This window comes from uncultured Dialister sp. (assembly GCA_900314595.1).
Lineage (GTDB): Bacteria > Bacillota > Negativicutes > Veillonellales > Dialisteraceae > Dialister.
In genome coordinates, this window is the sequence record OMVW01000025.1 from 16,400 (window position 1) to 39,538 (window position 23,139).

General features: G+C 47.9%; 21 protein-coding genes and 1 CRISPR repeat array. Of the genes, 14 read left to right on the plus strand and 7 right to left on the minus strand.

Going from position 1 to position 23,139, the window contains the following annotated elements:
- Positions 1-6: 6 nt before the first annotated feature.
- From rplB to rpsJ, 5 genes are read right to left on the minus strand one after another with little or no spacing between them, the layout of a single operon-like run.
- Positions 7-834 carry a 50S ribosomal protein L2 gene (gene rplB, locus QZN42_RS07130; protein ID WP_296955879.1) on the minus strand — a complete coding sequence of 276 codons (828 nt, stop codon included), beginning with the start codon at positions 832-834 and terminating at the stop codon, positions 7-9.
- Between the two features lie 18 nt (positions 835-852).
- Positions 853-1,134: a 50S ribosomal protein L23 gene (rplW, locus tag QZN42_RS07135; protein ID WP_296955881.1), complete on the minus strand. Its 282-nt coding sequence runs from the start codon at positions 1,132-1,134 to the stop codon at positions 853-855.
- Positions 1,134-1,760, minus strand: a complete 627-nt coding sequence (rplD, locus tag QZN42_RS07140; RefSeq protein WP_296955884.1) for a 50S ribosomal protein L4 — start codon at positions 1,758-1,760, stop codon at positions 1,134-1,136. The genes rplW and rplD overlap by 1 nt, the downstream gene beginning before the upstream one ends.
- Before the next feature lie 49 nt (positions 1,761-1,809).
- The gene (gene rplC / locus QZN42_RS07145; RefSeq protein WP_296955887.1) at positions 1,810-2,451 is read right to left on the minus strand and encodes a 50S ribosomal protein L3; all 642 of its coding nucleotides are present in this window, start codon (positions 2,449-2,451) and stop codon (positions 1,810-1,812) included.
- 12 nt (positions 2,452-2,463) lie between these two features.
- On the minus strand, positions 2,464-2,775 hold the full coding sequence (gene rpsJ / locus QZN42_RS07150; RefSeq protein WP_008859800.1) for a 30S ribosomal protein S10: 312 nt from the start codon (positions 2,773-2,775) through the stop codon (positions 2,464-2,466).
- 677 nt (positions 2,776-3,452) lie between these two features.
- Between rpsJ and QZN42_RS07155 the strand changes: the two genes are divergently transcribed.
- Together QZN42_RS07155 and QZN42_RS07160 are read left to right on the plus strand one after the other, a co-directional pair.
- Positions 3,453-4,193 (plus strand): hypothetical protein, encoded by a 741-nt coding sequence (locus QZN42_RS07155; protein WP_296955890.1) that lies wholly within the window; start codon positions 3,453-3,455, stop codon positions 4,191-4,193.
- A 3-nt stretch (positions 4,194-4,196) separates the two neighbouring features.
- On the plus strand, positions 4,197-4,784 hold the full coding sequence (locus QZN42_RS07160; protein WP_296955893.1) for a 3'-5' exonuclease: 588 nt from the start codon (positions 4,197-4,199) through the stop codon (positions 4,782-4,784).
- A 324-nt stretch (positions 4,785-5,108) separates the two neighbouring features.
- Here QZN42_RS07160 and QZN42_RS07165 read toward each other — a convergent pair whose 3' ends face one another.
- Positions 5,109-5,756, minus strand: a complete 648-nt coding sequence (locus tag QZN42_RS07165) for a histidine phosphatase family protein (RefSeq protein ID WP_296955894.1) — start codon at positions 5,754-5,756, stop codon at positions 5,109-5,111.
- Positions 5,757-6,150: 394 nt separating this feature from the next.
- Here QZN42_RS07165 and QZN42_RS07170 point away from each other — a divergent pair, with 394 nt between their 5' ends.
- The 11 genes from QZN42_RS07170 (at position 6,151) to cas2 (ending at position 17,266) form a co-directional block, all read left to right on the plus strand.
- Positions 6,151-6,393, plus strand: coding sequence for a hypothetical protein (locus QZN42_RS07170; RefSeq protein ID WP_296955896.1), 243 nt, complete (start codon positions 6,151-6,153; stop codon positions 6,391-6,393).
- 828 nt (positions 6,394-7,221) lie between these two features.
- Positions 7,222-7,485 (plus strand): hypothetical protein, encoded by a 264-nt coding sequence (locus QZN42_RS07175; protein WP_296955898.1) that lies wholly within the window; start codon positions 7,222-7,224, stop codon positions 7,483-7,485.
- Positions 7,486-7,851: 366 nt separating this feature from the next.
- The gene (cas10, locus tag QZN42_RS07180; protein ID WP_296955900.1) at positions 7,852-10,392 is read left to right on the plus strand and encodes a type III-A CRISPR-associated protein Cas10/Csm1; all 2,541 of its coding nucleotides are present in this window, start codon (positions 7,852-7,854) and stop codon (positions 10,390-10,392) included.
- Positions 10,392-10,790 carry a type III-A CRISPR-associated protein Csm2 gene (gene csm2, locus QZN42_RS07185; RefSeq protein WP_296955903.1) on the plus strand — a complete coding sequence of 133 codons (399 nt, stop codon included), beginning with the start codon at positions 10,392-10,394 and terminating at the stop codon, positions 10,788-10,790. Before cas10 ends, csm2 begins: the two co-directional genes overlap by 1 nt.
- 2 nt (positions 10,791-10,792) lie before the next feature.
- Complete coding sequence (gene csm3 / locus QZN42_RS07190; protein ID WP_296955907.1) at positions 10,793-11,506, plus strand: type III-A CRISPR-associated RAMP protein Csm3; 714 nt, start codon at positions 10,793-10,795, stop codon at positions 11,504-11,506.
- Complete coding sequence (locus tag QZN42_RS07195) at positions 11,493-12,494, plus strand: type III-A CRISPR-associated RAMP protein Csm4 (protein ID WP_296955910.1); 1,002 nt, start codon at positions 11,493-11,495, stop codon at positions 12,492-12,494. Before csm3 ends, QZN42_RS07195 begins: the two co-directional genes overlap by 14 nt.
- Positions 12,491-13,744, plus strand: a complete 1,254-nt coding sequence (csm5, locus tag QZN42_RS07200; RefSeq protein WP_296955912.1) for a type III-A CRISPR-associated RAMP protein Csm5 — start codon at positions 12,491-12,493, stop codon at positions 13,742-13,744. The genes QZN42_RS07195 and csm5 overlap by 4 nt, the downstream gene beginning before the upstream one ends.
- The gene (cas6, locus tag QZN42_RS07205) at positions 13,741-14,499 is read left to right on the plus strand and encodes a CRISPR system precrRNA processing endoribonuclease RAMP protein Cas6 (RefSeq protein ID WP_296955914.1); all 759 of its coding nucleotides are present in this window, start codon (positions 13,741-13,743) and stop codon (positions 14,497-14,499) included. Before csm5 ends, cas6 begins: the two co-directional genes overlap by 4 nt.
- A gap of 3 nt (positions 14,500-14,502) precedes the next feature.
- Complete coding sequence (locus tag QZN42_RS07210; protein ID WP_296955918.1) at positions 14,503-15,837, plus strand: type III-A CRISPR-associated CARF protein Csm6; 1,335 nt, start codon at positions 14,503-14,505, stop codon at positions 15,835-15,837.
- A gap of 116 nt (positions 15,838-15,953) precedes the next feature.
- On the plus strand, positions 15,954-16,949 hold the full coding sequence (gene cas1, locus QZN42_RS07215; RefSeq protein ID WP_296955921.1) for a CRISPR-associated endonuclease Cas1: 996 nt from the start codon (positions 15,954-15,956) through the stop codon (positions 16,947-16,949).
- Positions 16,949-17,266, plus strand: a complete 318-nt coding sequence (gene cas2 / locus QZN42_RS07220) for a CRISPR-associated endonuclease Cas2 (protein WP_296955927.1) — start codon at positions 16,949-16,951, stop codon at positions 17,264-17,266. The genes cas1 and cas2 overlap by 1 nt, the downstream gene beginning before the upstream one ends.
- Positions 17,267-17,452: 186 nt before the next feature.
- Positions 17,453-20,066: direct repeats of the CRISPR family, unit length 34 nt; unit sequence ATTAAAAAAAGATCCCCAATCATGGGGACGAAAA.
- Positions 20,067-21,375: 1,309 nt separating this feature from the next.
- Here the strand turns inward: cas2 and QZN42_RS07225 are convergent.
- Positions 21,376-21,936, minus strand: coding sequence for a DUF2284 domain-containing protein (locus tag QZN42_RS07225; protein WP_296955930.1), 561 nt, complete (start codon positions 21,934-21,936; stop codon positions 21,376-21,378).
- A gap of 140 nt (positions 21,937-22,076) precedes the next feature.
- Here QZN42_RS07225 and QZN42_RS07230 point away from each other — a divergent pair, with 140 nt between their 5' ends.
- Positions 22,077-22,781, plus strand: coding sequence for a TonB family protein (locus QZN42_RS07230; protein WP_296955932.1), 705 nt, complete (start codon positions 22,077-22,079; stop codon positions 22,779-22,781).
- Positions 22,782-23,139 lie beyond the last annotated feature (358 nt).

The window sequence follows — 23,139 nt, forward strand, 5'->3', positions numbered from 1 at the left end:
CTTATCTTACTTGCGTCTCTTAACAATCAGTTTGGTAGACGCTTTTCTGTTGTCGCGGGTCTTTACGCCGTAAGCCGGTTTGCCCCACGGGGTTACCGGACGCTTACGTCCGACAGGAGCTTTACCTTCGCCGCCGCCATGCGGATGGTCGTTCGGGTTCATTACAACGCCGCGGTTAGCAGGACGAACGCCGAGCCAGCGGTTTCTTCCGGCCTTGCCCAGGGTAATGTTTTCATGATCGTCGTTGCCTACAGCGCCGATGGTTGCGCGGCAGCGGATGTGTACTCTTCTAAGTTCGCCGGACGGCAGACGGAGCAGTGCGTAATCCCCTTCCTTAGCCATGAGCTGAGCAGAAGCGCCGGCAGAACGAACCATCTGGCCGCCTTTGCCGATCTTCAGTTCAACGTTATGAACTACGGTACCGAGAGGAATGTTGGTGAACGGCAGGCAGTTGCCTACTTTAATATCGGATTCCGGGCCGCTGGTGACTACATCGCCAACCTGGAGTCCTTTCGGAGCCAGGATGTAACGTTTTTCACCATCTGCATACTGCAGAAGAGCGATACGGCAGGTACGGTTCGGATCGTATTCGATGGTAGCTACCTTAGCCGGAATATTGTCTTTATTTCTCTTGAAATCAATGATTCTGTACTGACGTTTATGACCACCGCCCTGATGACGAACAGTCATTTTGCCGGAACCATTACGACCGCCATGATTATGAACAGGAGCCAGAAGGGATTTTTCCGGTTTATCTGTTGTAATTTCTTCAAAAGTGGAAACGGTCATCTGACGGCGTCCGGGAGTGTACGGTTTAAAGGATTTATAAGCCATTTATTTTTACTCCTCCTTTTACGCTTCGAAGAGTTCAATCGTTTCGCCCGGTTTAAGGGTAACGATTGCTTTCTTCCAATCACTGCGACGACCCTGGGTACGGCCCAGACGTTTCATCTTGCCTTCATAACGCATGGTATTCACAGCCTGAACTTTAACTTTGAAAACCTGTTCTACTGCCTGACGGATTTCAACCTTGGTGGCAGAGAGCGGTACACGGAATGTATACTTGCGTTCTTCCATGAGAGCTGTAGTTTTTTCCGTAATAATCGGTTTCATGAGGATTTCACGTGCTTCCATTATGCCAGTACCTCCTCAATCTTCTTTGCAGCTTCCTGGGTCAGGAACAGTTTATCACAGTTAACGATATCATAGATGTTGATTCCGCTCGGAGCGTAAGCTTTAACGCCCGGAATGTTTCTTGCGGAAAGAACAGTGTTATTGCAAGCTTCGCCGCCGTCAACGATGAGGGCTTTGCCTTCTGCGCTGAATGCGGAGAGCAGTTTTACGACTTCCTTTGTCTTCGGAGCTTCGAAGTTGATTGCGTCGAGGACAACCAGTTCGTTAGCGCGGAGCTTTTCGGAGAGAGCGGATTTAACAGCCAGCTGGCGAGCCTTTCTCGGCATAGCCTTTGCATAGCTTCTCGGGGTCGGTCCAAATACTGTACCGCCGCCTACCCACAGTGGGGAGCGGATGGATCCGACACGGGCACGACCGGTGCCCTTCTGTTTCCATGGTTTCTTGCCGCCGCCGCGAACAAGGCCTCTGGTCAATGTGGCATGTGTGCCGAGACGTTCGTTAGCCATCTGACGCACAACTGCCTGGTGAATAACAGCTTCGTTGTATTCTACACCGAATACACTGTCATTCAGCTCTATTTCACCGGTTTCCTGGCCGGCTACATTATACAGCTTTACTTTCGGCATTGAGATGTTCCTCCCTAATCAGAACAATTTTCTGTTGTTCCAGACAATATTATTTTACAGGTTTAACGGTTTCCTGTACCATGACGAGGCTTCCCTTGGCACCGGGGATCCCGCCTTTGACAAGCATAAGATTACGGGCAGTATCAACTCTTACTACCTGAAGATGCTGAACAGTGACTCTTTCGCCGCCCAGCTGTCCCGGCATCTTCTTGCCTTTGAATACCTTTCCGCCGCCGCCGGACATACGGGCACCGAGGGATGCTGTCTGACGATGGTTCTTGGAGCCGTGGCTTTCCGGACCACGCTGGTGGTTGTGACGTTTAATGGTACCGGCAAAACCCTTGCCGCGGCTTGTGCCGATTACGTCTACAATCTCGCCTGCTGCGAAGATATCAGCAGCCAGAGTTTGGCCTACTGTGTAAGACGGCTTTTCAGCGAGTCTGTATTCACGCAGATATTTAACCGGGTCAATACCAGCTTTTTCAAACTGACCCTTTACTGGTTTTGTCAAATGTTTTTCTTTGACAGCGCCATAACCGAGCTGAACAGCGTTGTAACCATCGGATTCAACGGTTTTAACAGCTGCTACAACGTTTGGCAGAACTTCAATAACACTTACCGGAATCAGGTTGCCGTTTTCAGCAAATACCTGAGACATTCCTAATTTTGTTCCCAAAATAGCCTTAGACATCTTTGCACCTCCTTACAGTTTAATATCAATGCTGACGCCGGCCGGGAGTTCCAGTCTCATCAGCGCATCCGCGGTCTTCTTGGATGGATCGAGGATGTCAATAAGTCTCTTGTGAATACGCATTTCAAACTGTTCACGGCTGTCTTTGTTGACATGCGGGGAACGAAGAATGGTGTACACATTCCGTTCCGTTGGAAGCGGAATCGGACCGGAGACACGAGAACCTGTTCTCTTGGCAGTCTCTGCAATCTTCGCTGCGCTCTGATCGACAGCTTTGTGATCATAGCCTTTCAGGCGAATTCTGATTTTTTCCTGTTTCGACATTGAATAAAACCTCCTACGTTCATTTCCTGAATGAACTGCTCCGTGGAAATTCCCCTGCTATGCAGGCCACCTTCCACTTCATAGTTTTGACTGACTCTTCTTACGTCCTCCGCCCTCGCACGAAGGCCCGTAAACGTTCAGCCTTTAAATCATACTATTTTCTCTCCATAAAAGCAAGTCTCTCATCAAAGTCTAATTTAATTTCTTGAAAATCTTGTATAAACGATAAATACTGGATTTCTACGTTTAGGTCCACCTTATTTAAACATAAACACGTATCCGTGCGTGTACCTATTTACGTTAGAATTTCATTAAACTTTTGGCCTTTTCGTACTTTTAGATAGAAAAATGGAAAATATGTCTCTTTTTACCTGAAATTTTTGAAATCTATCACTTATCCGAATAACCCGGCCGCTTTTTGACTTTTCTGCATTCTTCTTTCCCGCAGAACATCAATAAGAACCGCTGAATAGAAATCACATCCCGCAAGGCACGAGCAGCGAATGACATTCAACAATCAACATAAAGGAAATAAATGAATAACCGGCCCTGAAGAACGAATCACGAAGCCCGAACAACAATTAACGATTAACGGCTAACGACTATATATGTATATAATATAGGCACCTCTCTTTGACTCATATGCTATAATATCAATGTTGAGAAACGGAGGTTTTATGATGAAAGTCGTTTATGATGAATCTTTATTTGATACCATTCCCGGGCTCTGCATAGGGATTCTGGCCATCCGGGCTGTAGACAACAGGGGCCTGAACCTGGATGCGGAAGCTTTCCGCCGCCGCTGCTGCACGGAGGCCAATCTGCTGCTGAAGATGAATCCATCCATTGCTGAGCCGGATATCGACCGTTATAAAAAAGCTCTTGCCCACGTCGGTGATGAAGGTACTTCGGCCCTTGAAAAAGTCATCCGTGAATACAAGAAGGATCTCGGCATTGTAGAAGAGGAAGAAGCAAAGGAAGAGGGAAAATATGAAATCCTTTCCGCTCCGAAGGCAGCCAACCTTGATGAGCTGGCCGGTTCTGATGCCCTGCCCCGCATCAATCCTGTGATGGATATCGTACGCAGCGGCATGCTGAAGTTCCATGTGGATATTCATGCTTATGATATGGGTGACCGGAAGACTCCTCTTTCCATCCGCAAAGAAAACGGAGAATGGGTCGTGGCCCTTGGCGATGGTATTTCCACCCATCACTGGTTCTGTGAAGATGGAGACACTGCCCTTATTAATGAAGACTCTGAAAATATCCTCATCCTTATTACAGGCTTTGGCGCCAGCCGCAAGAAAGTGGCAGCTGCCAGAAACGAACTGGCCCGCCGCATGAAGACTGCTTTTGACCGTTCTGTAGAAACCGGCTGGATCGAAGTCAAACCATACGAATTTACCGCTACCATTTAAACCATGAAATACGCTGCACTTGATTTTGAAACGGCTTACTGGGGACCCGCCAATGCCTGTTCCCTGGGTATCGTCGTCAGTGACGGAAAAGAAATCGTCGATGAATGGTACCATCTCATTCATCCCCTTTCCATGGAATTTGACAAGGGCTGCATGATGGTCAATCACATCCGACCAAAAGACGTGGAAGATGAAAAAAGCTTTCCCTGGTTCTGGAAGGAAATATCATCCCGCCTGGAAGGAACCATCGTCTTTGCCCATAATGCTCATTTCGATATGGGTGTCCTTTCCTCAGCCCTTGATACATACCATCTCCCGGATATCCATTTCCGCTATGGCGATACGGTCGTCCTTTCCCGGAACCTCTGGAAAGACATGCCCAACCACAAATTGAATACCGTAGCTGCAGAGCTTGGCTTCGATTTCAATCATCACCAGGCACTGGATGACGCCAGGGCCTGTGAATATATCGTACGGAAAGCGCTGGAAGAAACAAAAGCTCCCTCCATTGAAGAACTGATGAAACTGACAGGCCAGAAACTGAAAAACTTCAACGTCAAACGGACGGGGATGACGGCGAAAAATAAATGATAAAAAGGACGCATCATCAGATGACGTCCTTTTTGATTACCTGAAATAGATAGACTGCCCGCAGGGAAAGTACCTTCTAACGAATACCGGAAAGCTTTAAGCTCATATGCCTACACCGTCCGTGTCGAACCGGCTGGCCATACGAATACCTCAAAGCTCGCGTCTCATTTGCCTCCACAGTTCAAGCCGAACCGGCTGGCCAACGAATACCCGGAAGTTCCCGACTCATTTGCCCCCACAGTTCAAGCCGAACCGGCTGGCCATACGAATACCTCAAGGTTCCTGCCTCTTTTGCCTCCTCAGTTCAAGTCGAACCGACAGGCTTCATTTCTTCACTCTCCCGAAAGGCTGACTCATCTTCCACTCCGCCGGAATATAATCATCTTTTCCCCAGTCGGAAATGGTCATTTCTCCATTCTCCACATCCACCCGGGCAAGGCCGCAGTTATTGATGGGGCGTTTCCAGAGATCATTCAGCGGAAGGCCGGCTGCCTTCAGAAGAATCGTGGACATGCAGCCCATATGGGACACGAGGAGAATGGTATGGCCCTCTTCTCTCGCGAGAATTTTCTGAAAAGCCTCCCAGGCCCGGTCCTGGACCTGCTGAAAGGTTTCCCCTCCATCCACTCTGACTTCTCCCGGCGTATTCCGCCACACGTCATACTCACCGGGATAGAGCTCATCGATTTCTTCCGGCGTATGCCCATCCCATCTGCCCAGGGCTGCCTCCATCAGGCCTTTCTCCGGAATAATGGGAATCTTCCTTTTTCCCCGTATGATGGAAGCCGTCTCAAATGCCCGCTTCAGGGGACTTGCATAAATAGAATCAATCTTGATATTTCTGAAAAAATCTGACGCAAAGGAAGCCTGTTTCTTTCCCCTTTCACTTAACGGAATATCGGCCCTCCCCTGCATGCGATGCAGCGCATTCCAGGACGTCTCCCCATGGCGGACGAAATAAAAAGTAGTCATTCTTCTCTCCTTTGAACCATGCTTTCACTATTTATCAAACATGGCTCCTGGTAACGATTCTACACCATGATCCCACTTTTATCCACCCTGCGAGAGCAGAGGGGAAATCAAAGGCAATGACAATCTTTGACCCAAAATTATGATATACTCAAATCAGGAAGGCAATACAGGCACGGTGCGGTCTGATCTGCGGTAATCCCCATGGCCGGTCCTGTATCCATGCCTTTACTGAACACAGGATAAAAAAGATCCCCATTCAGGGGACGAAATGAAGGACCACGACAAAAAGCCTTCGCCGATGAGAAATCTTTGGTAAGGCAGGAGATCACCCTTCTCTGTCAGCGAGAGCAGGAACCGTTAAGCGGTGCTTTCGGTCGTGAGTAGAGGGATAGAAGTGGGATTGATTGTCAGTGAGTTTCTCTCTTTGCCTCTTTTTCCGTTTCCTGACTATACAGTGCAAAAAGTCCATTTTTGTTCCATTATATTTTCATTAGAAATTTTTATGGCATCAAAAAATGTAGATTTTATCGTGCTTCCCGGATTTGATTTTTGGCGGTTGTCAAGATTTTTTGACGATTTTTTTGATTTTTTGATACGAAATCGGATAAGGGGAAAAAATGGCGGCAAAGCCGCCTGATGAGCAGCCTTCCCGGACAGGACAGCCATGGATGGGATGATTGATGTTTGCTCCTGCACTACAGTTTCACGCCATGTACAAGGAAATCCAACAGCATGCTGCAGGGCAAACCTTCCCTGGGATGGACAGCCTGCGGAGCAGGCGGATAGGTTGTTAAACGCTTCCTGTCGAAAACGGGAATGATTTCCCGGATACATCAGATTTTTGCAGACATTGTCGATTATTACGAAAGATGAACCTACCCGGCCGCTCCGCGTCCACCCTTCCAGCACTCGGAAGGGTGGGGCCCGGTAGTATGCTTTCCTTTTTTCTCATACCTGCCTTGCAGGGTCAGTGCAGAAATTTTTCTTTCCCCTTGAGTTGTACCACACGAGCAGTCTATAACCCGCAAGGATAAAAAGTCGCAACACTATTAAAGTCGCAACACTATTGCAGTCTATTGCTTTCACCGCTTCCGTTTTTCTTTTCCTTTTAGTTGTACCACAAGAGCAGTCTATAATTCACAAGGATAAAAAGTCGCAACACTATTAAAGTCGCAACACTTTTGCAGTCTATTGCTTTCATCGAAAAAGTCGCAACACTATTAAAGTCGCAACACTTTTGCAGTCTATTGCTTTCACCGCTTCCATCTTCCTTTTCCTTTTAGTGGTACCACAAGAGCAGTCTATAACCCGCAAGGATAAAAAGGTCGCAACACTATTGCAGTCTATATAATCGGAAGGTTCCGGGCAGTCAGGATGTGAATGACGGGTGCTATGAAATGTAAAAAATTCAGCAGCATGAAAGAAGAGTTTCCGTTGTATGTAAAGAGAGTGAGGAGAAACAGGTATGGATCCAGATTTCAACGACTTTAAAGACATTACCATCAGAGCATCCGGCACTGACGAAGAGGGGCTCCGTATCACCATTGATACGGAAGAAAAAGATTCCACCGTTATTACCACGAACCTCATTCTGGCCTTATGTGCCATGTATCAGATTCCGGAGAATTACCTGCCGGAATTATTCAACGTTTTTGTTCAAGTGCTGATGAATGCTAAAAATGATGCGGAAAGCAGAAGAAACTTTGACCACCCGGAACCGCTGCGGTGAAGAGAAGATGGAGTCTTCCCAGAGCTGGGGCCGCAGAGAATCCGGGGACTCAGCCAGGAGTCCGGGGTCATAGCATAGAATTGAAACAGGGGATATAGTTAGCTGTTAGATATTCCCAGTTCGCAGTTGTGGGGGCCGCCTTTACATGGGAGAGGCGGTCCTTTTCTATAAATTTTAACCGCCTGCAAGGGCAGCCATCTGCTTCTTGTGTGCCCGTTCCGGAAAAGATATTTTTCATCCGGAAATACAGGGCTTCTTTGAAATACCGGGCCTCGGCAGCCGCCTTTTGATTCTACAGTTGACAGTTGAATTTATGAATGCCATTGGATACAATGAAGTTAACGATTATCTCATAAAGGAGATGAAATGATGGATACAATTTCTTTAGCTGCGAAGGCCGGTTTGCTTCATGACATAGGGAAATTGGTGATTCGCGCCACTCATGAATGGAAAAACCATTCTGATCTTGGCGCGGATTTTTTAATTCCTTTCCTCACCGATGCCTCTTCGGACGAAAGCAGACGGCTTCTTCGCTGTATTCGGTATCATCACGCGGGAGCCCTGCGAGATGCAGACCCTGCGGCAGATGATCTGGCGTGGATTATTTATGAAGCGGACAATATAGCCGCCGGAGCCGACCGGCGCACCCGGGAAGCCTATGGGACCAATGGACTCCCTTCCCAGTCCCGCTTCGATATGGAATCCTCGCTGGATAACATTTTCAATGCCTTTGCGGGAGGCGGCAAAGAATCCTGGTTTAAGTTATTGAAAAAAGATGACGCCCGGACCGCCAATTATCCCGTTTCCCGCAAACTTCCCGCTTCTCAGGGATTGTACACCGGGATTTATGAAACGGTGAAAGCCAATTTCCAAAGAAAAGATCCTTTGGAAATGACGGAAAATGAACTGCTCCGCATTCTGGAGGATACGACGGATCTCATTCCTTCCAGCACCGCCAGAGAAGAAGTGAATGATATTTCCCTCTTCGACCATCTGAAACTCACCGGCGCCCTGGCAGGAGCCATGGTGAAATATTTCCAGAGCAGACACATCACCAACTATAAAGAAGCCTGTTTTGAAAAAGGAAAAATCAATCGGGACGAAAAAGAATTCCTATTTATTTCCGGTGATTTTTCAGGCATTCAGAAATTCATTTACCGCATCCCCTCTTCCGGGGCTATGCGCATGCTCCGGGGCCGGTCCTTCTACCTGGATATCCTGCTGGAACATATCGTAGATGAACTGCTGGAAAAGCTAAACCTCTCCCGGGCAAACCTGATTTACTGCAGCGGCGGCCATTTCTACCTTCTGGCAGACAATACGGAAAAGACAAGAAGCATCGTCAAAGAGGCAGAAATAACGCTGAACCGCCAGCTGACATCCCTCTTTTCCGGTACTTTGTACCTGGCCCTGGGCATGGTGGAAGTCTGTGCCAATGATCTCATGGAGCCCGCAGGAAGCGGGACAAGGACCAATATCTTCCGTACCGTTTCCGAAAAAGTTTCCCTTTCCAAGCAGCATCGTTACGATGAAACGACGCTTTCCGAGCTTTTTGATGAACACAGCGCTTTCAATGAGGTCAGTAAAGGAAATAGGGAATGCGCCATCTGCCATAGCTCAGAAAGACACCTTTCCTCCTATGAGGCCAATCATTCCGAGGATGACGTAGAGGTCTGTGATACCTGCAATGGCCTGTACCTCCTGGGAAAATCCCTGATTGATGAAGGAAAGACATTGTTTGCGGTTCTTGAGGACAGCCCGATGAAAGGCAGCATTCCCCTCCCTTCCCTGGATTCGAAGACCCTCTCCCTCCTTCCTGCTTCGGAGGAAGACCTGGAAAAATGGAAAAAAGAGGGACTTTTCATCCGGATCTACGACAAGAATCAATCTCGTACCTCTCATCTGATGGCCTCCAGAATCTGGACCGCTGACTACGCCTGCAGAGGCAATGACAGTCACATTCTTGATTTTAACGAACTGGCAGAGAGCTCAGGAGATGAATATTCCCTTGGCATCAACCGTTTAGGGGTCCTCAGGGCCGATGTGGACAACCTGGGAGCAGCCTTCATTGCAGGTTTCATCCGAAAAGGGCAGAATCCCGAGACCTATGCCACCCTTTCCCGCTATGCCGCCTTATCCCGCAGTATGGCCTATTTCTTCCGGCGGGTCATCCTGGACATTTGCCGGAAAAAACTGCCGGAAGGGATTCAACCTTTCTACCTTTTCCAGGATAAGGAACAAAGCCACCGGAAAATTCATGTGGTTTACTCCGGCGGCGATGACCTCTTCCTCACCGGAGCCTGGGATGACCTCCTTGAATTTGCAGTCGACCTGCGCCGGACCTTTGCGGTATGGACCAATGAAAAACTGACCTTCTCCGCAGGCCTTGGACTATTTTCTCCCACCTACCCCATCAGCCGCATGGCAGCCCTCACCGGGAACCTGGAAGACCTGGCGAAAGCCAATCCCGGAAAAGACAGCCTCGCCCTCTTTGGAAGCGGCACGGAATACACCGCATCAGAGGGCAGGGAAAAAGCCCCGGTTTACCACTGGGATGAACTTATTCGGATTCACGATGAAAAAATCATCTTCCTCATGAACCATCTGGACCTTTCCGGCATTACAAAAAAAGACGGCAGGGCCCGCATTGCTGCAGGAAAATCCCTGCTGTACCGCCTCATGACCCTCCTGAAAAGCCAGGATAAAGGGCGGATGGACCTGGCCCGTTTCGCCTATACCCTGGCAAGACTGGAACCGGCAAAGAAGGAAGGTCCTGAAATACAAAACTGCTATGAAGAAGTCAGAAATCAGCTGTACCGCTGGACAGTCAGCGAAAAAGACAGAAAAGAACTGACGACAGCCATTCAGCTGATTGTTTACCGCATGCGCGACAAGGAGCAAAAATAATGGATGAGACAAAAATTGTAAATCGGGCGGAACAGGTGATGAAAGACCTTTCCAGAGACCAGAAGACTATGGTGACCACCTCCCAGATTCGCAAGTTCCTGACCGCCGTCAATACAGTCACTGAAAAAATCAACGTATGGAAACTTTCCGACAGAAAGGATACGAAAAAACTTCCCCCGGAACTGCAGGCCCAGGTCCAATACCTGAAAGTGAAACTGGCCTACCAGATTGGAAGAAATGAAAACAAGCGGGGCAAACCGGTCGAAACATTCGCCAATAAAGCAGGCCTTATGGCATGCATCGATGGCATCGGGGACAGCACCGCGGAATATGAAAAATTTGCGCACTATATCGAAGCGCTGGTGGCTTATCACAAATACTATGGAGGCAGAGACTGATTATGGCACAGGTACAACTGAAAGGAAAATTACTGATCGAAGCAGATATCACATTAAAAACAGGTCTTCATATCGGCGACTCCAGCGACTTTGCACCCATTGGCGCCGTAGACAGCCCGTTTATCCGTGATTCCTTTACAAAACGTCCCATCATCCCCGGAAGCACGCTGAAGGGCAAAATGCGGACCCTTCTGGCCAAATTGAGGGATTCATCCTACATCCTTCCGGAACCGGATGGAGATGAAGAAGTGGTGGGCCGCCTCTTCGGACTGGCTTCCACGAAAAATGACAAAAAAACCGTTCCGGCCCGTCTCCAGTTTGCCGATGCTTTTGTCAAAGATGAAAGCGTGAAGAAATTCAGCCAGCTTGATACGGATACCTACCTGGGAGAAATCAAGGCAGAAAATACGATCAACCGCGGAACCGGTGTGGCCAACCCGAGGCAGATCGAACGGGTCCCTGCAGGGATGCAGTTTGATTTCCGTCTTGTTTACAATATCGAAGATGAAAAGGACCTGGAAGAAGACATGAAAGTCCTCATCACCGGATTCCGTCTCCTGCAGCTCGATTACATCGGAGGCCACGGTTCCCGGGGCTATGGACGAATCGGATTTGATCATTTCCGCATCCGCCGGATGAACCCGGAAACGGCAGAACTTTCGGAAGATGAAAAACTGAGTCAGAAATTCAAGGACGCCTGCTATGAAAGCTTATGAACTCATTCTCCTGAAATTTACAACGCCCGTCCATTTCGGGGATGCAGGAGAAGGCGGAGACCTGGGAAATATCCTTTCCTTCTGCCGTTCCGATACCTTTTTCAGTGCCCTCTGCCGGGAAGCGGCTGACCTTTCGCCATCTCTCCTCTCCTGGCTTTCCGGAGCTGCAGAAAAAGGGAGCCTTCGGATTTCCGACCTCCTCCCCTGGCGTGAAACGGATACCTATGAACTTTACCTTCCCCGGCCCGTCCTTCCGGTCAATCCGGAAATAAAGAAAAACCTTCTTCCTTTTACGGAAGAAAAAGAAAACTCCAAAGCCCGCAAGGCCATCAAGAAACGGTCCTTCATCCGTGCCGGGGGAATGGATCATTTCCTGAAAGGTCTTAAGGCGGGAAATCTTTCCCTTTCCGAAGAACCCTCCTTCGGAGAAGAAGAACTCCGCACCCGTTTCAACGGCCGGTTGAAGCTCCCCTATGATGTGGGCACCTGGCACTTTTCTGACCATGCGGGACTCTACGTCATCCTTTCTGCAGAAGAAAAGGACCTTATGAAAATGGAAAATCTCATCCGCCTCCTGGGCCTTTCCGGGATCGGCGGCAAGAGGTCCAGCGGATTTGGACACTATGAATTTGAAGATGATCCCCTTCAACTTTCCGGTGATGAAATTTACGGGGAAGATGATGCCGCCCTGTACCGCCTCCTCACCGATGAAAAAGCGCCGCACCAGATGACCATTTCCTCTTTCATTCCTAAGGAAAATGAAATTTCTTCCGCCTCCAGAGGCACCGGCCGGCTGATCCGCCGGGGCGGATTTGCCTGGTCCCGGGATATGGAGCAGCCAGTGAAGACAAATTCCATTTATATGATGGCTGCCGGCTCCTGCTTCCCGCAAAGGATGGAAGGAAGACTGGCAGATGTCAATAACGGTTCCGCGCCGCATCCCGTCTATAAATATGGTAAAGGATTATTTGTGGGGCTGAAACTATGATGAAATACTGGAAATTGGAACTCACCTGCCTTTCTCCCGTCCATATCGGCTCCGGGGAAAAGCTTGGCAAAAATCAGTACGTCTATGAAAAATACCGGTATACCGATAAAAATCGGGAAAAACATGAGAAGTCCCTCGTCTATTTCCTGAACGAGACAAAATGGGCCATCTGGCTGGGACAGCAGAAATTCCTCCGTGATTTCATCGGTGAAACCATGAATGACCCCCAGCACCTCTCCCTTTTTACTTTTTTAAAAAAGCACTATGCCGGCTATGCCGTTCATGACTACCTGGAAAGACTGGTCAAAGAAGGGGTCCTCGAGTCCGCAGAAAAAGTAGAAACCCTTGAGAAGCAGGACCGCACCAATGCGCTGAATGATATCTCCCTCCACATAAAAAACAGTGAAGGCCGGGCCTATATCCCCGGTTCTTCCCTGAAAGGAGCCATCCGTACAGCCATCCTTGTCCACCTTATTCGAAAAAATCCGGGGAAATACAGGAAATACTGGGATAAGATTCAGAAAGCCGTGGATAATGCCCGCGAGGAAAATCGTTTCCGCAGGAAAGATAATGACTCCTGGAAACATGAAAAAATCAAGTCCTCCATGGGCTCTGTCATCGATCAGATGGAAAAAGAAATGACCATCGCTCCGGACAAAGAAGGACGCCTGGATATGGTGAATAGTTTCTTCCGGGGCCTTACGGTCAGTGACTCCACCCCCTGCAGCACACCGCCCGGCATCGTCATCAAAGAAGATCTGGGTGAAAGACCGGATTCCGACATTCGCACCATCCCGATCTGGAGAGAATGCATCATGCCGGATCAATCCGTCACCTTTACTTTGGGCATCGATGAATCTCTCATGGGAAATATGGGAATCCACAAGGCCTCCGATGTCGTCAGCGTTTTGAAAGAATTTGCCGATTTTCAGTGCAGCCTCATGGAGCCCATCTGGGGTCCCATCGGGGAAAACGATTATGATGACCGTATGTATGATCCGAACCTTTTCCTGGGAGGCGGTGCCGGCTATCTGAGCAAGACCCTCACCTATGCCCTGGCCCCCTCCAAAAGAGAAGGAATCCAGGTCGTCAAAGAACTGATGCAGCAGGAATTCAGGAAAGGGAAACATGAAAGAGACCGGAATATTTCTCCCCACACCCTGAAACTGGCCTATCTGGAAGACAGAGATGCCATCATGGGCATGGCAGCAGTCAAAGTGGTAGAAGAATTGAAGGCGGCCGTCAAATGATGACTTTAGCAGAAATCGAAGTGAAACTGCCGGAGGGGCAGATTTTGAACCAGTCCCTGGGCTCTGTCTTCCAGGGAGCCCTGATTCGGGAAACTTCTCCCGAATGGGCCTCCTCCATGCATGAACAGAAAGTCCGCCCCTACAGCCAGTACCTCACCGTAGAGGACGGAAAACCGCTCTGGCGGATTGCAGTCCTCACAGAAGATGCCTTCGACCACATCATGGTGCCGGTGATGAAACTTTCCTCTCTTCACCTGGAACAGAGAAATTGCGATATTTCCCTGTCCAATTTCCATATCCTGAAGACGGGAACCTTCAAAGAACTGGAAGAGCAATTCTGGGCCAATTCGGAAAAAATCCATCACATCGAAATGAATTTCCTCACCTCCACCTCTTTCAAAACCCATGGCACCTATGCCATCTTCCCGGAACCTGCGCTCCTTTTCAATACCCTCATCCGCAAATGGAATGCATACTCCGACGGCAGTGTCCTTGGAGAAGCGCATATGGGAGAACACCTGGCAGAATGTATGGAAATCACCGATTACCGCCTCCATACCCATCCCTACTCCCTGGAAGGGCGGCGGATTCGTGCCTTCCGGGGCTCTATCCGCCTCGGTCTTTTCAAAAATGACGTGACTCCCCGCATGGCATCCATGCTCTCCTCCTTTGCCGAATTTGCAGGGACCGGCATGAAAACCGCCATGGGTATGGGAGGGACCACGGTGGAAATTTCCCGGTATAGAAAGGAATAACCCATGAAAATACTTTTCACTCCCGCCGGAGATACGGACCCGGTACGAGGCTTCCGTGACGGGGCCATTCTCCATATTCTCCGCCATTATGGACCTATGGAGAAAGTCTACCTCTTCCTTACGAAACAGATGGAAGAAAAAGAAAAGGAAGAACACTGCTATACCCGGGGCATCCTGCAGCTAAGTCCAGGTTGTGACATTCATCTCCTTGCCAGCGGCATCGAAGAGCCCCAGAAATATGAAACCCTCACGGCCCTGCAGGATGCTTTCTACAAAGCTTATGCAGAATATCCGGATGCCGAATGGTACCTGAATATCAGCTCCGGCACGCCCCAGATCAAAACCGTCATGACCCTTCTCGGCATGGATTACCCAAAGGCCCATACCATCCAGGTAGCAACCCCGGAGAAAGGCTCCAATAAAAGAAACCATCCCGAAGAAACAAAAGACCTCATCGAAATGCTGGGAGAAAATGAAGACAATGATCCCGAAAGCCCGAATCGCTGCAGCGAGCCGGACCTGTCTCTTTTGAAGAAACACGGACTCATCCTTCAGATCACATCCCTCGTGGGCAGTTTCGAATACGAAGCCGCCCTTCATCTGGTCAGACAGAACCAGTCCCTTTTCACGAAAGATACGGAAAAACTTCTCACCCATGCCGTATACAGAGAAAATCTGCAGTGGAAAAAGGCCAATCAGGTCATGACCTCCTGGAAAGGAAATATTCTTCTCCAGAGTCCTGATGACTTTACCGAATATTTCCAGGTCATGGAACTCAGGCAGCGGAAAAACCAGCTTCCCGAATTCATCGTCAAAACTTCCCCCATCCTCACCGCCCTGGGCATGAAATACCTGAAGGAACTCCCCTCTTTCGACCTGGAACGCTTGAGAGAACAGAGCAGGTGGAAAAGAAAACAAACCAGAGAATTCCGAATCGGCCGGGAAGAAACAAACCGGGCCTACCCGAAGCTTTTGGCCTTTCTGGAAACAGAACTGGACAGCTCTTTAAGAAACGGACCTCTCTATTTCAATATCATGGTCTACATCTGTGAATGGCTGAAAACCGGCCTGCTCAGTCAGGATAAAAAGCATATAGAACTGACCGATACCTTTGCCCGCCTCCGTCAGGTAGAAGAAGACATCCGGAATCCCCTGGCCCACACCATCACCAACATGACCGAAGAACAGCTGAAAAAAGAGACCGGTATGAATTCTGCCGAAATCCTTCGCCTCCTCCGCCGGGCTGCCTTTCTCGTCCGGAGGAAAGAAATCCCCCGGTCCTATGACCGGCTGAATGGATTCATCCGGGAAAGTCTTTCCGAAAATCCGGAGAGCTGAAAAGCGGACTGCGGGGAAAAAGTGGAAATAGAATCCCATTCCGATAAAAAATAAGCTTTTCCCCCCGGAAAGCGGAACTTCCGCCTGCTTATTTCCATTTCACAAAGGAGGCCTTTATGAGCTGGCTGTATATGACGGAACCCGGTTCCCGCCTTTCAAAAAGAGGCGGACAATATGTAATCAGCAGAGAAAATGAAACCCTCTGTGAAGTACCGGCAGCCGTACTCGAAGGAGTCACCCTCATTGATTCCATCCAGGTTTCTTCTTCTGCCATGGTGGATTTCCTGGAAAGAGGCATCCCGGTCACCTGGATTTCCTCAAGCGGCCGCTTCTTTGGCCGCCTGGAATCCACCTCGAACTGGAATGTGATGAAACAGCAGGAACAGTTCCGGCGGCTGGAAGACAAGGATTTCCAGATGACCCTGGCCAAAAGAATCATCTTCTGCAAAATTTACAACCAGAGAACCATCCTCCGCAGCTACAACAGGCGCATTCAAAATGAAAAAATAGAAAAAGCCATCGCGGATATACGAATCCTTGCTGATAAGCTCCATACAGCGGATTCGGTGGAAGGAGTCATGGGCTATGAAGGTGCTATGGCAAGGATCTATTTCCAGGCCATGGGGCTCATCGTCAATGAAGATTTCCATTTTGAAAAAAGGACACGCCGGCCGCCGAAGGACCCATTCAATTCCCTTCTCAGTTTCGGATATACCCTTCTCCTGTATGACTTTTATACGGCCATCACAAACTGCGGCCTTCATCCTTACGTGGGATTTCTACATGCCCTGAAAAACGGACATCCTGCCCTGGCCTCGGACCTCATGGAACCCTGGCGGCCTGCCATCGTGGACGCCCTATGCCTGTCTCTCGTCACAAAGCACGAAATCAAAAAGGAACATTTCCAAAAAGGAGAAAATGACGGCATTTATCTGGACAGAGTGGGCCGGAGAATCTTCATCCAGGCCTATGAAAAGAAGATGCGATCCGTCAATCACTACTTCGACGGCGGTTACTCCTGGAGGCATACCATTGAAATGGAATGCAAATCCTATAACCAGGCCCTTCAATCAGGAAATATTGACGACCTGAAACCCATGGTGATCCGATAATGGAAGAAAAAGAATGGAAAATACGCCCCACCGACGACAACCGGTACATCGTCCTTGCCATCTATGACATCACGGATAACAAAAAACGGACCCAGATGGTCCGCTTCCTGGAACAATATGCCCTGCGCGTACAGAAATCCGCCTTCGAAGGACTCCTGACACCCCGTCAGCTCGATGAAATGGCTGCGGTGGGCAGCAAAATCATCGATGAAAAAACAGACTCCTTCCGCATCTACATCCTATACGACCATACCCGCGTCCTTTCCTGGGGCCGGGGGGAAGTCAAAGACAATGACAATGATGTAATCATTTACTGAAAACCATGATATACTCGAATGAGACAGATAGAAAAGGCACAGCGCGGCCAAATCTGCGCCGATGCCGATAAACTCTGAGGAAACTACCTATGAAACACCTGCATCCGGGAAAAATCCAGCCGAAATCCAATCTGCGCCGCAAACCTTACTGCCGGCCCAGGTTCTATCGGGCTTCCCGGACACAGGATTAAAAAAAGATCCCCAATCATGGGGACGAAAAGACATTATGTACTGAATCCATCGTTTCTTTCGTGACATATTAAAAAAAGATCCCCAATCATGGGGACGAAAAGAGCGTAATTATTAACCAGATTTGTGAAATATTCTTTTTCAAAATTAAAAAAAGATCCCCAATCATGGGGACGAAAAGTCTTCACCCTCAAAATATGCCTCGAGGTCGCGGTCGTCATTAAAAAAAGATCCCCAATCATGGGGACGAAAAGTCCTCCTTTTGAGAAACAATATATAATTTTGGGGCTCATTAAAAAAAGATCCCCAATCATGGGGACGAAAAGTCAATTAAATTTGTGAAATATTCTTTTTCAAATTATTAAAAAAAGATCCCCAATCATGGGGACGAAAAGTTTTTCTGTTTCCAAACTATTTCCTCTTTTCATTTTAATTAAAAAAAGATCCCCAATCATGGGGACGAAAAGTAATCGGTTTCGGGAATCGGACGATCAGTCAGGTCCGAATTAAAAAAAGATCCCCAATCATGGGGACGAAAAGGATGTCTTCCTTGGCTACAAAGTAGGTTCCATCGCTGCCATTAAAAAAAGATCCCCAATCATGGGGACGAAAAGAATATGACGCAGGAATCATTAGCGAAGATTATATCAAAATTAAAAAAAGATCCCCAATCATGGGGACGAAAAGCTTTTACTCCCCTTACGGAGAATAAATTTTACCACGGATTAAAAAAAGATCCCCAATCATGGGGACGAAAAGCGCCTCAACCTTTACCCCAATGAGGCTGAGAATCTGATTAAAAAAAGATCCCCAATCATGGGGACGAAAAGCGCCTTGATACACTGCTTTACGTTGCTTCCGTCAGGCGATTAAAAAAAGATCCCCAATCATGGGGACGAAAAGTTAATGAGAGTAACGACCGGTTTAACAGTAACAATTAAAAAAAGATCCCCAATCATGGGGACGAAAAGGCGTTATGGTTGCTAGCAATGTAAATCTTGCCATTATTAAAAAAAGATCCCCAATCATGGGGACGAAAAGACTGCAAAAGCTACTCTCACGTCCGTTTCCTCTGTAATTAAAAAAAGATCCCCAATCATGGGGACGAAAAGTGCGGCATGGCAAACTTATGAACCATAACCATTCCCTATTAAAAAAAGATCCCCAATCATGGGGACGAAAAGTCTTATTCCAGACTTTATAATGTTCGAATTCGAACATATTAAAAAAAGATCCCCAATCATGGGGACGAAAAGACTACTTGCAAACAGCTAGCAGTAAATCTTAGCCCTGATTAAAATAAGATCCCCAATCATGGGGACGAAAAGCGGTGGGAACAAAATGTCATGCACCGACGCCATGGTCATTAAAAAAAGATCCCCAATCATGGGGACGAAAAGCGCCAGTTTCAGGGTCACAAACGTGTTTAGCGTAGGATTAAAAAAAGATCCCCAATCATGGGGACGAAAAGTTACATCAAGGTTGCGATAAGCTAGAATCAAAATATTAAAAAAAGATCCCCAATCATGGGGACGAAAACTCCGTCTTTACAGAGCCAAACATAACAAATTCTCATTAAAAAAAGATCCCCAATCATGGGGACGAAAACACCAGTGCTGCTACTGCAGCAGAGAGGACTACGGATATTAAAAAAAGATCCCCAATCATGGGGACGAAAACTTGATGGTCGCTTTTAACTGTTTAATCTCGGCTTTTAATTAAAAAAAGATCCCCAATCATGGGGACGAAAACTCTTCACGGTATCCATATGGGATACTCCTTTCTGCCCATTAAAAAAAGATCCCCAATCATGGGGACGAAAACTCTAAAGTCTTTTCCATATTGCTTTTTACAACGCCATAAAAAAAAGATCCCCAATCATGGGGACGAAAACAGCCATAGGCGATTAAACATTCATCGCCATTACTCCATAATAAAAAAAAGATCCCCAATCATGGGGACGAAAACCAGTACGGAAGAAACGGAAGCCAGAGTAGTTTTTATAAAAAAAAGATCCCCAATCATGGGGACGAAAACATTAGTAATTATTGATATTTCTTATTTGATTGATATTCATAAAAAAAAGATCCCCAATCATGGGGACGAAAACCAACTACCTCCTTTAGATAGACAACTGGGGGGAATAGAACATTAAAAAAAGATCCCCAATCATGGGGACGAAAACCCGAGAACTGCTGCTACTGCAGCGGAAACAGAGATAATTAAAAAAAGATCCCCAATCATGGGGACGAAAACAGGTTTTCCCTACGTTCGTTGATCCAACTGGTTTAGTATTAAAAAAAGATCCCCAATCATGGGGACGAAAACAGGATGGCACTTACTACAGAGGAAACAGAAGCCGGAAATTAAAAAAAGATCCCCAATCATGGGGACGAAAACACTCACTTTTTCCTTATCGAATCTTACAGCGTGATTAAAAAAAGATCCCCAATCATGGGGACGAAAACGTATATGGAGCCAATCTAATCTCTTCCCCATCATCAAATTAAAAAAAGATCCCCAATTATGGGGACGAAAACAAATCTGCGATAAGGAACACTCTATTTCTTCGTTGGGATTAAAAAAAGATTCCCAATCAGAGGACGAAATGAAGGACCACGACAAAAAGCCTTCGCCGATGAGAAATCTTTGGCAAGGCAGGAGATCGCCCTTCTCTGTCAGCGAGAGCAGGAACCGTTAAGCGGTGCTTTCGGTCGTGAGTAGAGGGATAGAAGTGGGATTGATTGTCAGTGAGTTTCTCTCTTTGTTGGAGTCCTTCCCGGAGCTCCTCTTTTTCCGTTTCCTGACTATATAGTGCAAAAAGGGCGTTTTGTTTTATTATATTTTCATTAGAAATTATTTTCATCAAAAATGATAGATTTTATCAAGTTTCTCGGCTTCGATTTTGGGTGATCATTAAGATTTCTTGATGATTTTTTGATTTTGAGCAGGAATTGGATCAGGAGTGAAAATGGCTTCGAAGACGCCTGATGGTCAGCCTTCCCCGGACAGGACAGCCGATGGATGGGATGATTGATGTTTGCTCCTGCACTTCAGGTTCATGGCAGATATGAGGAAATCTGTCAGCTTGCTGCAGGGCACAACCTTCCCACCCACCTCCCCTGGTCAGGGCGAAGCGGAGGGGAATGGGGCGTACGATCGCACAAGTCGAAAATGAGCTGAATGTCCATCTCCTCCCGGGAAGGTGCCTGCGGAGCAGGCGGATAGGTTGTTAAACGTTTCCTGTCGAAAATAAGCCATAAGTGGATATCGACCAGAGAAATTTTTCGGTCGACACAGCCAGGAAATATTTCGACGCGTTCGTTCCCCCACCGCTATCGCGGAGCCCCCTTATCGAAGGGGGCCGCGCATTGACCGATAGGATCACTTAGCACGAGTAAGTTTCGTCAATCAGCCTCATATGTGCCTCCAAAGTTAAGCGAGCAGGCTTCCCCTCGGGGAAGCTGGCTGCGAAGCAGACTGAAGGGGCAAGGAATGAAATCCCCGGCGGCCTTTGGCCGCCATTGCCCTCTCACCGACTTCGTCGGAGTTCTCCCGAGGGAGAGCCTTCCTGCTTACCGATATTCTCATCTGCACCGAGTACCTTTTATCAATCATCCTTATATGTACCGGCTGCCGAACCCTGCGCTTGTATCTTTTGCTCATTTTCGACTTGAACCGGCTTGACATCCCTCCGCACTTCGGGGGCTCTTTCTTACCGATAGAGTCATCTGGCACAGGTACGTTTCGTCAGTTGGTCTCGTATGTGCCATGTGACTTTTGAAGCCGATGACATACGGAGCATGCTAAAAGGCCCGCCATCGAAAGATGGGGGCCTATTTCACTGATAACTATGAACTGAGAACTGATCACTTTTACAGTTTTTATGATAGGGTCTGCCTTAGCTGTATAAAGCAGATCTATTCGATCAGCACCATGCCATAGACGGACACTTTGTCCACCATTCCCGTATACATGCCTGCATGAAAGCCATTGTCTTCTGCCAGGGCGAAGACGTCGATGCCGCAGGCTTCGAGCGACGGCCTTGCTTCTTCAGGATGGATGCATTTTTTCAGGTTGCATACTTTGCAGAGGCGGCATCTTCCTGCTTTCAGGGCGAAGGCTTTGTAGTAGTTCTTCATCATGGCCGCTTTTTCTATTTCCAACAGTACTTTATGAAGGCCATTGGTGATATCGATATCAAACTGCTGCCAGTCCATTCCTCTCTCCTTCGGATAGGGCATGGAGTACTGCACCAGAAGACCGTCTGTATATTCATCAAGAAATATATTCATCTCCGCAAGGGATGGGGTATAGGGCGGGCAGCAGAGGGAATTCCCGTACTGGGCGCAGCCGAACTGGCACTTCATGCGCGGCCATACTCCCCTCTTCACTTTTGACACATCCACCCGGCAAGTGGCAGATGCGCCGGCTTTTTCCGCCAGCGTTTCCAGCGATTTCCAATCTTCTTCTGTAATCATGGAGACCTCCTTGCCCTTATTGTATCATCCCCCGGGAAGAAGTAAAATATTTCCATTTTCTTTCATCCATTGCAGAAATATTGATTATCCATTAAAATAAAGAATATGATTATTTAAATTCCATGTAGAAAGGTACTCCTATGAAAAAACTGATTGCTTCTCTGGCCATTCTCCTCGCCTTTGGCACGACTGCCCTGGCTGCTCCTCTTCCGAAAGAAGGGACTTATTTAAATAAGGACGGTTCCCTTGTCACTGCGGAGCAGGAACAGCCGCCGCAGCTCATCAAAGCGAAAATGCTCCCGGAAGATGCCAATGTGCATGAAGCGCTGAAGATGCTCCCTCACTCCGCAGCCACCGTGCTGAAGCTGACCATTAACGAAGATGGTGCTGTCACCCATACGGAACTTCTTGAAAGTTCCACTTCCCTGATTCTTGACCAGTACGCTGCCTCTTCCGTGGAAGGCTGGTCTTTCAAACCGGCCATGCGCGGTGAAAAGGCAGTCGTTTCCAATGCAGCCGTACCGATCCGTTTCGTATCTTCCATGGTGGCCGTACCTGCCGCTCCCGTAAGTCCGGTGATGAAAGACATGAATGATGAAGTTCGTGATGCTGCGGAAAGAAATAACCATCCGGTCATTCAGGTGAAGGTATTCATTACAAATGAAGGAAAAATGGACGGCAAACCGGAAGCAGTGAAACCGGAAGCCGGCACGATGTCCTCTGCAGATTTCAAAATCCTTGGGAAATATGCGGAAGACTGTGTGAAGAAATGGACCTTCACCCCGGCACAGAACCCGGACGGAGAATCCATTGGCGCTGACACCCTGCTGGACGTGACACTCTGACCTTTATAATATGTATATAAATAAAGAGAATGTCATTTCATCCTCATGAACACATAAAAAGGAACTGTTTATACAGTTCCTTTTTATATTCCTATCCTGCCAGGCCATAAGGCCTTACCTGCCTTTCGGCAGTTCCCATTTGTGCTTTTACTTTCCTTCTATCCTTCCCTGCTTTATCTATTTCCCATCCTGCAAACTATCCTTCCAGACTACATGCGCTTCCATTCTTCTATAAAGCCTTCCATACTCCATCTATTTCAAATTCCATCCCGGAGGTGGAAATTGAAAGCTTTTCGGCTCCGCTCATGTACCCGGATTTCCAGTAAAGTCTATATATTTCGCCGCTTTAGCGGCGCAC

Coding starts and splice junctions, on each gene's coding strand:
- rplB (WP_296955879.1), bottom strand. CDS start 834: ATGGCTTATAAATCCTTTAAACCGTACACTCCCGGACGCCGTCAGATG.
- rplW (WP_296955881.1), bottom strand. CDS start 1,134: ATGGAAGCACGTGAAATCCTCATGAAACCGATTATTACGGAAAAAACT.
- rplD (WP_296955884.1), bottom strand. CDS start 1,760: ATGCCGAAAGTAAAGCTGTATAATGTAGCCGGCCAGGAAACCGGTGAA.
- rplC (WP_296955887.1), bottom strand. CDS start 2,451: ATGTCTAAGGCTATTTTGGGAACAAAATTAGGAATGTCTCAGGTATTT.
- rpsJ (WP_008859800.1), bottom strand. CDS start 2,775: ATGTCGAAACAGGAAAAAATCAGAATTCGCCTGAAAGGCTATGATCAC.
- QZN42_RS07155 (WP_296955890.1), top strand. CDS start 3,453: ATGATGAAAGTCGTTTATGATGAATCTTTATTTGATACCATTCCCGGG.
- QZN42_RS07160 (WP_296955893.1), top strand. CDS start 4,197: ATGAAATACGCTGCACTTGATTTTGAAACGGCTTACTGGGGACCCGCC.
- QZN42_RS07165 (WP_296955894.1), bottom strand. CDS start 5,756: ATGACTACTTTTTATTTCGTCCGCCATGGGGAGACGTCCTGGAATGCG.
- QZN42_RS07175 (WP_296955898.1), top strand. CDS start 7,222: ATGGATCCAGATTTCAACGACTTTAAAGACATTACCATCAGAGCATCC.
- cas10 (WP_296955900.1), top strand. CDS start 7,852: ATGATGGATACAATTTCTTTAGCTGCGAAGGCCGGTTTGCTTCATGAC.
- csm2 (WP_296955903.1), top strand. CDS start 10,392: ATGGATGAGACAAAAATTGTAAATCGGGCGGAACAGGTGATGAAAGAC.
- csm3 (WP_296955907.1), top strand. CDS start 10,793: ATGGCACAGGTACAACTGAAAGGAAAATTACTGATCGAAGCAGATATC.
- QZN42_RS07195 (WP_296955910.1), top strand. CDS start 11,493: ATGAAAGCTTATGAACTCATTCTCCTGAAATTTACAACGCCCGTCCAT.
- csm5 (WP_296955912.1), top strand. CDS start 12,491: ATGATGAAATACTGGAAATTGGAACTCACCTGCCTTTCTCCCGTCCAT.
- cas6 (WP_296955914.1), top strand. CDS start 13,741: ATGATGACTTTAGCAGAAATCGAAGTGAAACTGCCGGAGGGGCAGATT.
- QZN42_RS07210 (WP_296955918.1), top strand. CDS start 14,503: ATGAAAATACTTTTCACTCCCGCCGGAGATACGGACCCGGTACGAGGC.
- cas1 (WP_296955921.1), top strand. CDS start 15,954: ATGAGCTGGCTGTATATGACGGAACCCGGTTCCCGCCTTTCAAAAAGA.
- cas2 (WP_296955927.1), top strand. CDS start 16,949: ATGGAAGAAAAAGAATGGAAAATACGCCCCACCGACGACAACCGGTAC.
- QZN42_RS07225 (WP_296955930.1), bottom strand. CDS start 21,936: ATGATTACAGAAGAAGATTGGAAATCGCTGGAAACGCTGGCGGAAAAA.
- QZN42_RS07230 (WP_296955932.1), top strand. CDS start 22,077: ATGAAAAAACTGATTGCTTCTCTGGCCATTCTCCTCGCCTTTGGCACG.